The organism is Streptomyces sp. NPDC014801 (assembly GCF_043082085.1).
GTDB lineage: Bacteria > Actinomycetota > Actinomycetes > Streptomycetales > Streptomycetaceae > Streptomyces.
This window is the reverse complement of sequence record NZ_JBIBXG010000011.1, coordinates 89,318-103,717: the sequence shown is the minus strand read 5'-3', so window position 1 is coordinate 103,717 and position 14,400 is coordinate 89,318. Positions and strand designations below refer to the sequence as shown.

General features: G+C 75.7%; 10 protein-coding genes. 8 read left to right on the top strand and 2 right to left on the bottom strand.

What is annotated here, in order from left to right; genetic code table 11:
• Nucleotides 1-17 precede the first annotated feature (17 nt).
• Nucleotides 18-890 (bottom strand): universal stress protein, encoded by an 873-nt coding sequence (locus tag ACF1AL_RS26325; RefSeq protein ID WP_391705726.1) that lies wholly within the window; start codon nt 888-890, stop codon nt 18-20.
• Nucleotides 891-957: 67 nt separating this feature from the next.
• Here ACF1AL_RS26325 and ACF1AL_RS26320 point away from each other — a divergent pair, with 67 nt between their 5' ends.
• The 7 genes from ACF1AL_RS26320 (at nt 958) to ACF1AL_RS26290 (ending at nt 11,363) form a co-directional block, all read left to right on the top strand.
• Entirely contained in the window at nt 958-1,311 is a 354-nt protein-coding gene (locus ACF1AL_RS26320) for a VOC family protein (protein ID WP_366839807.1), read from the top strand.
• A 182-nt stretch (nt 1,312-1,493) separates the two neighbouring features.
• Nucleotides 1,494-3,170, top strand: coding sequence for an FAD-dependent oxidoreductase (locus tag ACF1AL_RS26315; protein ID WP_391705720.1), 1,677 nt, complete (start codon nt 1,494-1,496; stop codon nt 3,168-3,170).
• The gene (locus tag ACF1AL_RS26310; RefSeq protein WP_366839809.1) at nt 3,167-4,702 is read left to right on the top strand and encodes an ATP-binding protein; all 1,536 of its coding nucleotides are present in this window, start codon (nt 3,167-3,169) and stop codon (nt 4,700-4,702) included. The genes ACF1AL_RS26315 and ACF1AL_RS26310 overlap by 4 nt, the downstream gene beginning before the upstream one ends.
• Nucleotides 4,699-5,049, top strand: a complete 351-nt coding sequence (locus ACF1AL_RS26305; protein ID WP_366839810.1) for a UBP-type zinc finger domain-containing protein — start codon at nt 4,699-4,701, stop codon at nt 5,047-5,049. The genes ACF1AL_RS26310 and ACF1AL_RS26305 overlap by 4 nt, the downstream gene beginning before the upstream one ends.
• 53 nt (nt 5,050-5,102) lie before the next feature.
• Complete coding sequence (locus tag ACF1AL_RS26300) at nt 5,103-8,111, top strand: AAA family ATPase (protein WP_391827651.1); 3,009 nt, start codon at nt 5,103-5,105, stop codon at nt 8,109-8,111.
• A 175-nt stretch (nt 8,112-8,286) separates the two neighbouring features.
• The gene (locus ACF1AL_RS26295; RefSeq protein ID WP_391820221.1) at nt 8,287-9,549 is read left to right on the top strand and encodes a serine hydrolase domain-containing protein; all 1,263 of its coding nucleotides are present in this window, start codon (nt 8,287-8,289) and stop codon (nt 9,547-9,549) included.
• 230 nt (nt 9,550-9,779) lie between these two features.
• Nucleotides 9,780-11,363, top strand: coding sequence for a protein kinase (locus tag ACF1AL_RS26290; RefSeq protein WP_391827649.1), 1,584 nt, complete (start codon nt 9,780-9,782; stop codon nt 11,361-11,363).
• A 486-nt stretch (nt 11,364-11,849) separates the two neighbouring features.
• On the opposite strand, the gene ACF1AL_RS26285 is transcribed toward ACF1AL_RS26290, so the two are convergent.
• On the bottom strand, nt 11,850-13,280 hold the full coding sequence (locus ACF1AL_RS26285; protein WP_391827647.1) for a serine hydrolase domain-containing protein: 1,431 nt from the start codon (nt 13,278-13,280) through the stop codon (nt 11,850-11,852).
• A gap of 133 nt (nt 13,281-13,413) precedes the next feature.
• Here ACF1AL_RS26285 and ACF1AL_RS26280 point away from each other — a divergent pair, with 133 nt between their 5' ends.
• Nucleotides 13,414-14,385, top strand: coding sequence for an LLM class F420-dependent oxidoreductase (locus ACF1AL_RS26280; RefSeq protein ID WP_391820224.1), 972 nt, complete (start codon nt 13,414-13,416; stop codon nt 14,383-14,385).
• Nucleotides 14,386-14,400: the final 15 nt, after the last annotated feature.

Here is a 14,400-nt window from a genome sequence, read left to right as displayed (position 1 = left end):
GCCTTCGGCCGGCCGCCTCAGGCGTGCGGGACCACGGCCACCGGGCAGCCCGCGTGGTGCAGCACGCCGTAGGCGACGGAGCCGATGCGGGCACCGACCGCCGTGCGGTGGGCGCGCCGCCCGACCACCAGCAGCTGGGCGTCGTCCGCCGCGGCGAGCAGCACCTGCCCCGCGCTGCCGATCTCGACGTGCTCGACCACCGGCACGTCCGGGAACCGTTCCCGCCACGGCTGCAGCGCGGCCGTCAGCGCCTTCTGCTCGAACGGCTCCAGACCTCCGGCGTCGTCGAGCAGCTGGAGGGAGCCCGGGCTGTAGGCGAACACCGGCGGCAGCGTCCACGCCCGGACGGCCCGGACGGTGGCGCCGCGGGCGGCGGCCGTCTCGAAGGCGAAGCGCAGCACGTCGGCGCTGTCCTCCGGCTCCCCGTGCTGGCCGACGACGATCTCCCGCCCCCCGGCCTCGGCGCTCGCCTCGCTGCCGGCGCGCACCAGCACCACGGGCCGCGTGACCTCCGCGATCACCTGCTGACCGACCGAGCCCAGCAGGAAGCCGACCAGCCGGCCGTGCCCGCGCGAGCCCAGCACCAGCAGCTCCGACCCGGCCGCCGCGTCCAGCAGGGTCCGGACCGCCGGGCCCTCCTGGACGTCGGTGGTGACCTCCAGGTCCGGGTGCCGCTCGGTGACGGCGCGCACCGCGTCGCCGGCCGCGCGGACCGCCCACCCCTCCTGCGCCTCGCGGCCCGCCACGTCGGTGGGCGCCGTCGGCAGGAACTCCCAGGCGTGCACCACCCGCAGCGGCAGCGAGCGGCGCACGGCCTCCCGGGCCGCCCAGTCCAGCGCCGCGCGGCTCTCGTCCGTCCCGTCGACCCCTGCCGTGATCGGGCCCGTCATCCGGCCGCCTCCTCGTGTCGTCCCGCGTGTGTCCTTCTCCCCCAGTCTTCCTCACTAGGCTGCCCTCATGACCTTGGAGTGGGAACAGGTGATCGTCGACGCGGCCGACCCCGGGGCCCTGGGCCGCTGGTGGGCCGAGGCCCTCGGGTGGACGGTCGTCACTGACGATCCGGACGAGTTCGAGATCCGCCCGGCGCCCGACCGCCTGCCCGGGCTGCTGTTCGTGCCGGTCCCGGAGGCGAAGACGGTCAAGAACCGGCTGCACCTGGACTTCCGTCCCGTCGACCAGCGCGCGGAGGTGGAGCGCCTGCTGGCGCTCGGCGCCCGCCGCGCCGACGTCGGCCAGGGCGAGCAGCCGTGGGTGGTGCTGGCCGATCCGGAGGGCAACGAGTTCTGCGTCCTCGGCGAGCGCCGCGCCTGAAGGCCCCGGCAGGAATCCGAGCGCGAACCGGAGGGGAAGGCCCCGGCACCTGCACGAGCGGGCCGGACGCCGGGCCCTGGCGAATACCCGAGCGGGCCGGACGGATCGAACATACGATGGCCACGGGCCGGCGTGTCGCGAGGGCGCGCCGGGCCGGTATCCGACCTCGGGGTGGGAGTCGTATGGCACAGGCCGCCGACGCAGCGCGGACCGTCATCCTGACCGTGGACGACGACCCGGGGGTCTCCCGGGCCGTCGCCCGCGATCTGCGGCGGCGCTACGGCGAGTCGTACCGGATCGTGCGCGCCGAGTCCGGCGAGTCCGCGCTGGAGGCGCTGCGCGAGCTGAAGCTGCGCGGCGACCTGGTCGCGGTGATCCTGGCCGACTACCGCATGCCGCAGATGAACGGCATCGAGTTCCTCGAACAGGCCATGGACGTCTACCCGGGCGCCCGCCGGATCCTGCTGACCGCGTACGCCGACACCAACGCGGCGATCGACGCGATCAACGTCGTGGACCTCGACCACTACCTGCTCAAGCCGTGGGACCCGCCGGAGGAGAAGCTGTACCCGGTCCTGGACGATCTGCTCCAGGCGTGGAAGTGCAGCGACTTCAAGCCGGTGCCCAGCACCAAGGTCGTCGGGCACCGCTTCTCGGCGCGCTCCTCGGAGGTGCGGGAGTTCCTGGCCCGCAACCAGGTGCCCTACCGCTGGTACTCCTCCGACGAGCCCGAGGGCCGGCGACTGCTCGCGGCGGCGGGCCAGGACGGGCAGCGGCTGCCGCTCGTCGTCACCCCGGACGGGGAGCCGCTGGTCGAGCCGGACCCGCCCGAGCTGGCCGCCCGCGTGGGTCTCGCGACGACGCCCACGGCCGACTTCTACGACCTCGTCGTCATCGGCGGCGGCCCCGCCGGGCTCGGCGCGGCCGTCTACGGCGCGTCGGAGGGCCTGCGCACGGTGCTCGTGGAGCGGTCGGCGACCGGCGGACAGGCCGGGCAGAGCTCCCGCATCGAGAACTACCTGGGCTTCCCCGACGGGGTCTCCGGCGCCCAGCTCACCGACCGGGCCCGCCGGCAGGCCGCCAAGTTCGGCGCGGAGATCCTCACCGCGCGCGAGGTGACCGGGCTGGAGGCGAGCGGCGCCGCGCGGATCGTGCGGTTCGCGGACGGCTCGGCCGTCGCCTCGCACAGCGTGATCCTGGCGACCGGCGTGCAGTACCGGCAGCTGCCCGCGCCCGGCGCCGAGGACCTGACCGGCTGCGGCGTGTTCTACGGCTCGGCGCTCACCGAGGCGCCCGCCTGCCACGGCCAGGACGTGTACATCGTCGGCGGCGCCAACTCCGCGGGCCAGGCGGCGATGTACCTGGCGCGGGGCGCGAAGTCCGTGACGCTGCTGGTGCGCGGCCCGTCGCTGTCGGCGTCCATGTCGCACTACCTGATCCAGCAGATCGAGGAGGCGCCCAACATCGGGGTGCGCCCCCGCACCGTCGTCGAGGCCGCGCACGGCGAGGGCCGGCTGGAGCGGCTCACCCTGCGCGACGTCGACACCGGTGAGAGCGAGGAGGTCGACGCGGGCTGGCTGTTCGTGTTCATCGGCGCCGCCCCGCTGACCGACTGGCTCGACGGCACGGTCCTGCGCGACGAGCGCGGGTTCATCCTGGCCGGGCCCGACCTCACGCCGGACGGCACGCCCCCGGCGGGCTGGGAGCTGGACCGGCCGCCGTACCACCTGGAGACCAATGTGCCGGGCGTGTTCGTCGCGGGCGACGCGCGCGCCGAGTCCGCCAAGCGGGTCGCGTCCGCCGTCGGAGAGGGAGCCATGGCCGTGATGCTCGTCCACCGCTACCTGGAGCAGTCGTGAGCGGGCGGCCGATGCCGTGCAGCCCGGCGGAGATCGGCTCGCTGTTCCTGTTCGAGAAGCTCTCCCCGGACCAGCTGGGCCGGCTGTGCAGCGAGGGCCGGGTGGAGAAGTTCGAACCCGGCCCGGTCTACGCCGAGGGCGACCCCGCGACCTGCTTCTTCGTGATGATCGAGGGGACCGTGGTGCTGTCGCGCCGGGTGGGCGGCGAGGACGTGGAGGTGACCCGGACCTCGCAGCCCGGGGTGTACTCGGGCGCCATGCAGGCCTATCTCGGCGACCGGGTGCGGCAGGTCTACAACAACTCGATGCGCGTCACCGAGCCGACGCGGTTCTTCGTGCTGCCCGCCGAGACGTTCGCGAGCGTCATGCAGGACTGGTTCCCGATGGCGGTCCACCTGCTGGAGGGCCTGTTCTTCGGCTCGAAGAACACCCAGCGCACCATCGGGCAGCGCGAGCGGCTGCTGGCGCTCGGCTCGCTGTCCGCGGGGCTCACCCACGAGCTGAACAACCCGGCCGCGGCCGCCGTGCGGGCCACCGCGACGCTGCGCGAGCGGGTGGCCAAGATGCGGCACAAGCTAGCCGTGATCTCCTCGGGGCCGTATCCGCGCGAGGTCCTCGCGGGTCTGATCGAGATCCAGGAGCGCACCGCCGAACGTGTCGGCAAGGCGCCCGCGCTCAGCCCGCTGGAGGCCGCCGACCGGGAGGACGCGCTCAGCGACTGGCTCGACGACCACGACGTCCCCGACGGCTGGCGGCTCGCGCCCACCTTCGTGCAGGCCGGGCTGGACGTCGACTGGCTGGAGCAGGTCGCCGCCGCCGTGGACCCCGAGGTCCTGCCCGGCGCGGTCGGCTGGCTGAACTACACGGTCGAGACCGAGCTCCTGATGAGCGAGATCGAGGACTCCACCACCCGCATCTCGCACCTCGTGGACGCCGCCAAGCAGTACTCCCAGCTCGACCGGGCGCCCTACCAGGTCGCCGACGTGCACGAGCTGCTCGACAGCACGCTGCTGATGCTGTCCGGCAAGTTCGGCGAGGGCATCCGCGTCGTCAAGGACTACGACCGGACGCTGCCGCGGATCCCCGCCTACCCGGCGGAGCTGAACCAGGTGTGGACCAACCTCATCGACAACGCCGTCGCCGCGATCCGCGACACCGGCGGCGAGGGCACGCTGACCGTGCGGACGGCCCGGGAGCACGACCGGCTGCTGGTGGAGTTCCGCGACACCGGGCCCGGGGTGCCGGCCGAGATCCGGGACCGCATCTTCGACCCCTTCTTCACCACCAAGCCGGTCGGCGAGGGCACCGGGCTGGGCCTGGACATCTCCTGGCGGATCGTGGTGAACAAGCACCACGGCGGCATCGAGGTCGACTCCGAGCCCGGCGACACCCGCTTCCGGGTGCTGCTGCCGCTCACCGCGGCGGCGCCCGGCACATCCGAGGAGCCCGGCACACCCGGCGGGCCCGGCACACCCGAGGAGCCCGGCACCCCCCAGCGGGAGCCCGGCACGCCACCCGAGGAGGCGGCATGACCCAGGCCGACGGCATCGATCCCACCGCCGCGCCCAGCGGCACCGGCTGCGCGGAGTGCGAGGCGTCCGGCGGATGGTGGTTCCACCTGCGCCGGTGCGCCCAGTGCGGGCACGTCGGCTGCTGCGACTCCTCCCCCGCCCGGCACGCCACCGCGCACTTCCACGCGACCGGGCACCCGCTGGTGCAGAGCTACGAGCCGGGCGAGGAGTGGTTCTGGAACTTCGCCACCGACGAGCTGTTCGAGTCCGGGCCCGCCCTCGCTCCCCCGCACAGCCACCCCGAGGACCAGCCCGCCCCCGGACCGGCGGGCCGGGTCCCGGCGGACTGGGCGCGGACGCTGCGCTGAGCGCCCGCGACCGTCCCGCCGGCGTTGTCGGTGGCGCGTGCCAGGATTGACCCGTGTCGCAGACCGACTTCACCTCACCGCTCGTCGGCCGGGACCGGGAACTGACCCGGCTGCTCGGCGCCTTGGAGCATGCCCGCGCCGGTGAGGCACGGGCGGTACTGGTCGCCGGGGACGCCGGGGTGGGCAAGACCCGGCTCCTGGACGAGGTGGCCGAGCGGGCCGCCGGACGGGGCGTGCGCGTGCTCACCGGGCACTGCGTGGACCTCGGCGACGTCGGCCTGCCGTATCTGCCGTTCACCGAGATCCTCGGCCGGGTCGCCGCCGACGAGCACCTGGCCCCGCGCCTCGCCGATCACCCGGCGGTGGAGCGGCTGCGCGGCGGCGGGACCGACGCGCGCGGACCCGGGACGCCCGGGGGCGAGCCGCGCCGGGACGAGGTGCGCGGGGGGGACGCGGCGCGGGACGCGGACGCCCGGCTGCGGCTGTTCGAGGGCATGGCCGCCCTGCTGGCCGGCCTCGCCGAGGACGCCCCGCTGCTGCTCGTGCTGGAGGACCTGCACTGGGCCGACCAGTCCTCCCGTGACCTGCTGCGGTTCCTGCTGACCCGCGGGACGCTGGGCGCGCCCGGGCACCGGCTGGCGGTGCTCGCCTCCTACCGCTCCGACGACCTGCACCGCCGCCATCCGCTGCGCCCGCTGCTGGCCGAGCTGGTCCGGCTGCCCGCCGTGGAGCGGCTGGAGCTGCGGCCCATGCCGGACGCCGAGATGGCCCGGCTGCTGCGGGAGCTGCGCGGCGGCCCCCTCCCGGAGACGACGGTGCGCGGGATCGTGGACCGCGCCGAGGGCAACGCCTTCTACGCGCAGGAACTGCTCGCCGCCACCGACATGGCGGCGAGCGGAGTGCCGAGCGCCCTCGCGGACGTGCTGCTGATCCGGGTGGAACAGCTGCCGGAGACCGCGCAGCACGTGCTGCGCACCGCCGCCGTCGCCGGCCGGCGCGTCGAGCACGACCTGCTGCGCGAGGCGGTCGGGCTGCCCGAGGACGCGCTGGAGTCGGCGCTGCGCGAGGCCGTCGGCCGCCAGCTGCTGGTGCCGGGCGAAGGGGACACCTACGCCTTCCGGCACGCGCTGACCCGGGAGGCCGTCTACGCCGATCTGCTGCCCGGGGAGCGGGCCCGGCTGCACGGCACGTTCGCGCGGCTGCTCGCCGGACGCGGGGGCGCCGGCGAGAGCGCGGCGGAGCGCGCCCACCACTCCCGGGAGAGCCACGACCTGCCCGCGGCGCTCGCCGCCTCCCTCCAGGCCGCCGACCACGCCCGCCGGGTGGGCGCGCCCGCGGAGGAGCTGCGGCACCTGGAGGCGGCGCTGGACCTGTGGTCGGCGGTGGAGCCGGCCGCCCGCCCGACCGGCGAGGGCGCCGACCGGATCTCGCTGACGCTGCGCGCCTCGGCGGCGGCCGCGCACGCCGGGGAGGTGCACCGGGCGGTCGCGCTGACCCGGGCGGCGCTCGCCGGCATCGGGCAGGACGCGGACTCCGAGCTCGCGGCCCGGGTGCGCTACACCCTCGCCGGGAACCTGCTGACGGTGGACAACCTGACCGCCGCCTTCGCCTACAGCAGCGAGGCGCTGGCGCTGATCCCGGCGGAACCGCCGTCGCGTACGTGGGTGTGGGCGGCGGCCACCCATGTGATGGCGGCCCGTCAGGTCGGGGAGACGGGGACCGCGTTGCGGGTGGCGCGGCGGGCGCTGCGGGCGGCGGAGCAGCTGGGCGTGGCCGACGCGCAGGCCGACCTGCTGATCTCGCTGGTGGGCCTGGAGGGCGGCGCGCGGCGCACGGCCGAGGGCCGCGAGCGGCTGGTTCAGGCGCGGGAGCTGGCCCGGCGCGCGGGCAACGCCCCGGTGGAGATGCGGGCGCTGTTCCATCTCGCGGTCGGCTGCTTCGAGGCGGGCGCCTTCGAGGAGAGCCTGCCGTGGGCGGCGGAGGGGCTGGAGCGGGCCCGTGACGCGGGGCTGCTGTCCTCGCCGTACCCGCTGGAGATGCGGTATCTGCAGCAGTTGGTGCTGTACACGCTGGGCCGCTGGGAGGAGTGCCTGCGGGCGGCGGACGGGGCCGGGGCGGTGCCGGCGGTGGGCGGGTTCACGGCGGCCCCGGTGCTGTATGTGGCGCTGGCGCGCGGGGACGCGTGGGCCGCCGAGCGGGCGCGGGCGCTGCTGGACGGCCCGTTCGAGTGGATGGCGACGCTGGTCGCGGGCATCGCCCTGACGGACGCCGCGGCGATGCGGGGCGACGCCGAAGCCGCGGTGGAGCAGGCGCGCACGACGACGGCGGCACTCACCGACGAAGCGGGGACCGTCCCGGACGCGGCGGTGCGTCTCGCGGCGCTGGCGCTGTCCGCGGTCGCCGACCGGGCGGCCGCGCTGCGGCACGCCGGTGACGCGGCGGGGGCGGAACGGTGGGCCCGTGCGGCGGGCGAGCTGGTGGAGACGGCGCGGCGGGCGGCCGGGCACAGCGAGGCCGGGCCGCCGCAGGGTCCCGAGGGGCAGGCGTGGCTGGCCCGGGCCGAGGCGGAGTGGATCCGGGCCGTGTCGGGCCCGGACGCGGCGGCCTGGGAGAAGGCGGTCGCGGCCTTCGGCTACGGCGATGTGTACGAGCAGACGCGGTGCCGGCTGCGGTGGGCTGAGGCGCTGCTCACCGAGGACCGGCGCGCCGAGGCCGCCGAGCAGGCGGGCGCGGTGCGGGAGACGGCCGTGCGGCTCGGCGCCGCTCCGCTGCGGGAGCGGGTCGAGGAGCTGATCCGGCGCGGGCGCCTCGGCGAGGCGCCGCGGGCCGAAGACGCCGGGGCGGCCTCGCCGTTGACGGCTCGGGAGCAGGAGGTGCTGCGGCTGCTCGCCCGTGGCCGCAGCAACCGCCAGATCGGCGAGGAGCTGTTCATCACCGGCAAGACGGCGAGCGTGCACGTCTCCAACATCCTGGCCAAGCTGGGCGCGGCGAGCCGCACGGAGGCGGTGGCGATCGCCTACCGGGACGGGCTGCTCACGACGGAGCCGAGCACGTCGGCCTGAGCGGGCCCCGCTGCGCGCCGGCCGGCGCTGACACCTCCGGCACCGACGCCTGCCGCCCGGATTGTCGCTTTTCTTGATTTTCGTCGCGATACTGTGCGCGGCCACACCGTCCCGTTCCCGACGGGCAGTCAGGCGTGGCCGCACCGCAGTCATGTGACGGAACGAAAGGCCATGGATGATCCCCGCAGCACTGCGCACAGGCACGGCCCTGGGGGCCGTCGTGCTGTCCCTCCTGACGGTCCCGGCACACGCCACCCCCACGCACCCCGCGCACTCCGGGCGCTCCACGCCTGCCACGCAGTCCGCCGCCCCGGAGGCCGGCGCCGCGGGCCTGCCACGGCCCGACCTCGCCGGGCTGCGGGAGGTCCTGCGCACGGCGCAGCGCCGGGGCGCGCCCGGCGCGATGGCGCGCATCGACGACGGCGGCTCGGTGCTGCGCGCGTCCGTGGGCGTGGCCGACCGGGCGACCGGACGGGCCCTCGCGGACACCGACCGCTTCCGCGTCGGCAGCATCACCAAGACCTTCACCGCCGTGGTCCTGCTCCAGCTCGCCGACGAGGGCAAGCTGGACCTCGACGCGTCCGTGGACCGCTACCTGCCGGGCCTGCTGCCCGACCGGCGGATCACCGTACGGCACGTGCTCAGCCACCGCAGCGGGCTGTACGACTACACCGACGAGATGTTCGCGCGGACGGTGCCCGGTTTCGAGGCCGTACGCACCAAGGTGTTCACCTACCGGCAGCTGGTGGACCGCTCCCTGCGGCACGCACCGACCGGCAAGCCCGGCGGCGCCTACTCGTACTCCAACACCAACTTCGTGGTGGCCGGCATGCTCGTGGAGAAGCTGACCGGCCGGCCGGTGGCCACCGCCTACCAGGAGCGGATCTTCACGCCGCTGAAGCTGCGCGACACCTTCTACGTGCACCCCGACACCGCCCTGCCCGGCCGTCACGCCCATGGCTACCTCACCCCCGACACCCCGGGCGCCGCCCTGGTCGACGCCACCCGGCAGACCGCGTCGTGGGCACAGAGCGCGGGGGCGATCATCTCCACCACCCGGGACCTCAACACCTTCTACTCCGCCCTGCTGCGGGGCAAGCTGACGTCGGCGGCCCGGTTGCAGCAGATGCGGCGCTGGGTGCCGGCCGGGACAGCACAGGCGTACGGCCTGGGGCTGCGCCGCCGCGACCTGTCCTGCGGGGTGTCGGTGTACGGGCACACGGGCGCCGTCCAGGGCTACTACAGCTACGCGTTCACCACCGCCGACGGGCGGCGCAGCCTCGCCGCGCTCGCCGACACCTCCAACAACGGCGCCGTGCACACCACGATGCTGCGCACCCTGGAGTCGGCGTTCTGCGGCGCGCCGGCGACCTCCCGCCGCAGCGGCACGGTCATGGAGCGGCCCGAGGACGCCGCCGCGCCCGTCACCCGCCGCTGAAAGCCTCCCGGGCGGGAGGCAACCCCGCCCGCCGATCCGGCGTCTTGAGGGGCAGCACCAGACTCCGCCCCGGCCCACTCCCCCCTGGGTCGGGGCGGATCCCCGCGCCCCGCACCGCCTGTCCGCCGGCGCCCTTTTGAACGAAGGACAGGAATCCCCGCCCCGTTGAACGCACCTCGTCCCGGCCGCCGTACCTGAGGGAAAGAGGCGGACCGGGGGTTCAGCGAGGGATGGCCATGGTCGAGGCGCACGGCTCCACGCACGCGTTGGTCGCCGGACGGTACCGGCTCCTCGACGTGGTCCACGAGGAGACCAACCGCGTCTGCTGGTACGGCGAGGACGTGGCGGCCGGGCAGCCCCGCCTGCTCACCCGGACCGGACTGCCCGCCGCCGGGACGGACGAGGCCGAGCGGGTGCAGGCCCGCCGCGCCACCGGGCGCATCCTGCGCACCGCGGAGACACTCGGCCGGCTGTGCCCGGGCCGCGTCCCCGCCGTCGTCGACGCGGTGTGCGAGGAGGGCGCGCTGTGGACGGTCACGGAGTGGACCGAGGGCACCCCGCTCGGCGAACTCCTCACCCAGGAGGGCCCCCTGCACCCGGTGCGGGCGGCCCGTATCGCGCTGGACCTGCTGGACGTGCTGGACGCCGCGCACGAGCAGGGCATCACCCACGGTGAGCTGAGCCCCGGTCAGGTGCTGGTGCGCGACCGCGGCCCCGTCGCGGTCACGGGCTTCGGGCTGGCCGGCGCGACCCTCGCGCCGCGCGTCGCGGCACCGTCGTACGCCTCGCCCGAGCAGGCACGGGACGAGCGGATCGGTCCGGCCGCCGACCTGTGGGCGCTCGGGGCGCTGCTGTACACGATGGTCGAGGGCCGGCCGCCGTTCAGGGAGCGCGACCGGCCGGAGGCCACGCTGAAGGCCGTGGACCGGCTGCCGCTGCGGACCCCGGTGCGCTCCGGTCCGCTGACCCGGGTGGTGCAGGGGCTGCTGCGCAAGGACTCCCGGGAGCGGCTGCCCCGTCCTGTGGTGCGCGAGGTGCTGATGCGGGTGCTGCACGAGGACCCCGAGGCCGTCGTGCCCGCCGTGCCCGCGCCCCGGCTGCGCCGGGCGTACACCGCGGCCTGCCACGCGGCGCCCGTGTGGCGCGGGCGGTGGCCGCTGGTGGGCACCGCGCTGGCGGCCGCGGTCGTCGTGGCGGCGGTCGCTGCCGTCGCCCTGCGCCATGACGGGACCGTCCGCGACACCGCGCGGCCGCCTCTCCCCTCCCCCACGGCGACCGGTACGACCTCCCCACCGCGACCGTCGGGCACGCCCGCACCGCGACCGTCGGGGTCGCCCGCCCCGGGGCTGCCGTCCGGCTTCCGGCTGTACCGGGCGCCGGAGGGCTTCTCGGTGGCGCTGCCGGACGGCTGGGCGCGGCTGCGGACGTTCCCGGGGCAGGACGGGGCGTACCGGGTGCTCTTCGGCGCGGCGGACGATCCGCGCACGCTGGCGGTGACCTACAGCGAGCGCGTGGGCGCCGACCCGGTCGCGGTCTGGCGGGACGACGTGGAACCCCGGCTGCGGACGGTGACGGACGCCTACCGGCGGGTGGGCGGGATCCGGGCGACGACCTACCAGGGGCGGCCGGCCGCCGACATGGAGTGGCTGGCGACGACGGCCGACGGCACACGGCTCCGCACATTCGGACGCGGTGTCGTGCTGGGCGGCGGGAGAGGCTTCTCCCTGCGCTTCACCGCACCGGCAGCGGACTGGGCCACCCCCGCCCGAAGCCAGACCCAGGACGTCTTCCTGCGGACCTTCCGACCGGACTAGAGCGGGCGGCCGCCCTCCGGGCCGGGGACGGCCCGAGCCGGGGACGGCGGGCCCTGGGCGGCCCGGGCCGGGGACGGCAGTCCGGGGACGGCCCGGAGCCGAGTGCGGATGGCCCGGCACGGCCCGAACCGAGTGCGGAGGGCCCGGCACGGCCGGAACCGGCGGCGGACTGGAACACCCCCGCCCGGAGCCGGGCCCAGAACGTCTTCCTGCGGTCCTTCCGGCCGGATTAGAGCCGGCGGCCGCACTCCGGGCCGGGCACGGCCCGAGCCAGGGACAGCGGACCCGGCACGGCGCGAGCCGAGGACAGTGGGCCGGGAGCGGCGCGAGCCGGGGTCAGCGGGCCAGGCATGGCACGAGCCGAGGACGGCGAACCGGGGCAGCGAGCCGGGCACGGCCCGAGCCGGGGGCGGCGGGCTGGCGACGGTCCGAGCCGGAGGCGTTGGCCGCAGGGCCGGATGGGCCTGGACGGTTGCCGGGCCGGGGTCACACGCTCGGGGCCCGGAGCGCGCGCAGGGGTGCCGGCATCAAGGGGACCGTGTTCCAGTCGGCGGTGAACGTGCGGTCCGGGAGGGAGCAGGTCACGCGGAGCGAGTGCGGGGTCTCGAGGAAGGCGATGTCCACGGCGAGGGTGCCGGCGTCGGTCCAGCCGCCGCTGACGGCCGTCGGCAGCGGCTCCTCGGCGACGGCCCAGCCGCCCTCCCCGAGCCGGAGCGGCAGCGCGTGCCCGTCCTCGGTCAGCGTCAGCGTCCAGCCGTCCTCGCCGCCCGCCGCGGACACCGTGGTCAGTCCCGGTCGGCCGGCGCTGCTCCCGCCGGCCGGCGTGAACCGGGCGCCGTCCCAGGCGTCGGCCCGCTCCGGCGGCGCCGGTTTGCCGGCGGCCGGGGGGAGCGCCAGGCCGGCGAGGCGCTCGCGCAGGGCCGCGTCGGCTCGCTCGCGCCCCTCCAGCGGCGCGGGCCGGAACGCGGGCAGCAGATGCTCCCAGACCAGGTCGAGGACCGCCTGCATCCGCACGGTCTGCGAGGTCAGGGCGACCACCGCGTCCTGCTCCGGCAGCACCAGGCAGAACTGCCCGTAGGCGCCGTCGCCGCGGTAGCCGTGCCGGGACATCCAGAACTGCAGCCCGTAGCCGAGATCCCAGTCGCCGCCGGCCATGGCGCCCGCGGTCGGGACGTGCGCGCGGGTCGCCTCGGCGACCCACTCCGCGGGCAGCACCTGCCGGCCCTCCCAGCCCCCGCCGTCCAGATACAGCTGCCCGAGCCGGGCGATGGCGTCGGAGGTGGCGTGCAGCCCGCTGAAGCCCAGCTCCCGGCCGTGGCGGTCGCGCGCCCAGGCCACCTCGCCGATGCCGAGCGGGTCGAACAGGCGCGAGCGCAGATACGCCGTGAGCGTCCGGCCCGTCACCCGCTGCACGATCGCGCCGAGGGTGAAGGTGGCGGGCTGGTTGTAGGCGAACACCGTGCCCGGTTCGCGCTCGGGCGGCACGCGCAGGAATCCGTGCAGCAGGTCGTCCGGGTCCAGGGCGCGCGCCCGGTCCAGGGTCTCGGCGACATGCCCGCTGGCCATGGACGCCACATGCCGCACCCGCAGCGCGCGCACCCGTGGATCGGTGATCTCGTCGGCGAACTCCGGGAAGTGGGACAGCACCGGGTCGTCCAGCCGCAGCAGCCCCTCCCCCGCGGCGAGCCCGGCGGCCGTACCGGTGAAGCTCTTGCTGAGCGAGTACAGCAGCTGCCGGCGGTCCGGGGTGTACGGCGCCCACCACCCGGAGGCGACGAGGCGGCCGTGCCGCAGCACCAGCAGGCTGTGCGGCTCGATGCCGGGGGCGGCGTCCAGGGCGTCGAGGAAGGCCTCGATGCCGGCGGCGTCGACACCTTGGGCGGCGGGGGCCGAGGTGGGCAGGGGGCGTGCGCTCATGCACCGCATCCTGCCCGGTGCGGCGGCGCACGGGCGAGGGCGAGTTCCGGCCACCGGCGCCCCGCGCATGGTGGCCGGGCGGTGACGCGCAGTGCGCCGTTTTCACTTCCGGCCCCACGGGGACTCGGCACCCATGGTGCAAATCGGATACACGATGATGACCGAGCAGGCCGGCCCCCGTGAGCTGGTCGACCACGTGGTGCGCGCCGAGCAGGCGGGCTTCGACTTCTCCGTGACGTCCGACCACTACTTCCCGTGGCTGCGCTCGCAGGGTCACGCGCCGTACGCGTGGAGTGTGCTGGGCGCCGCCGCGCAGGCGACCGAGCGGATCCCGCTCATGACGTACGTGACGTGCCCGACCTTCCGCTACCACCCGGCGGTCGTGGCGCAGAAGGCGGCCACGCTGCAGTTGCTGTCCGAGGGCCGGTTCCGGCTGGGGCTCGGCTCCGGCGAGAACCTCAACGAGCATGTGGTGGGCGGCGGCTGGCCTTCCGTGGACGTCCGGCACGAAATGCTCGAGGAGGCCGTGGAGATCATCCGCGAGCTGTTCCAGGGTGGTCACGTCAACCACCGCGGTACGCACTTCGACGTGGAGTCGGCGCGGCTGTGGGACGTCCCCGAGCAGCCGCCGCCGATCGGCATCGCGGTGTCCGGCGAGCGCTCGTGCGCCCTGGCGGGCCGGCTGGCCGACCTGGTCATCGCGACGGAGCCCAAGGCGGGCCTGCTGGAGGCGTTCGACCGGCACGGCGGGCAGGGCAAGCCGCGGGTCGGGCAGCTGCCCGTCTGCTACGACACCGACCGGGACACCGCGATCAAGCGGGCGCACGCCCAGTTCCGCTGGTTCGGCAGCGGCTGGAAGGTGAACTCCGAGCTGCCGCACCCGGACTCCTTCGAGGCGGCGACCCAGTTCGTCACACCGGACGACGTCGCCGAGTCGATCCCGTGCGGCGACGACCCGGAGGCCTTTGTGGACGCCGTACGGCCGTACGCCGAGGCCGGGTTCACCGAGATCGCGCTGGTGCAGATCGGCGGAGACGCGCAGGCGCCCTTCCTGGACTGGTCGGAGAAGACGCTGCTGCCGGCGCTGCGCGACGCGTTCGCCTGAGCGCCGGCACCCACG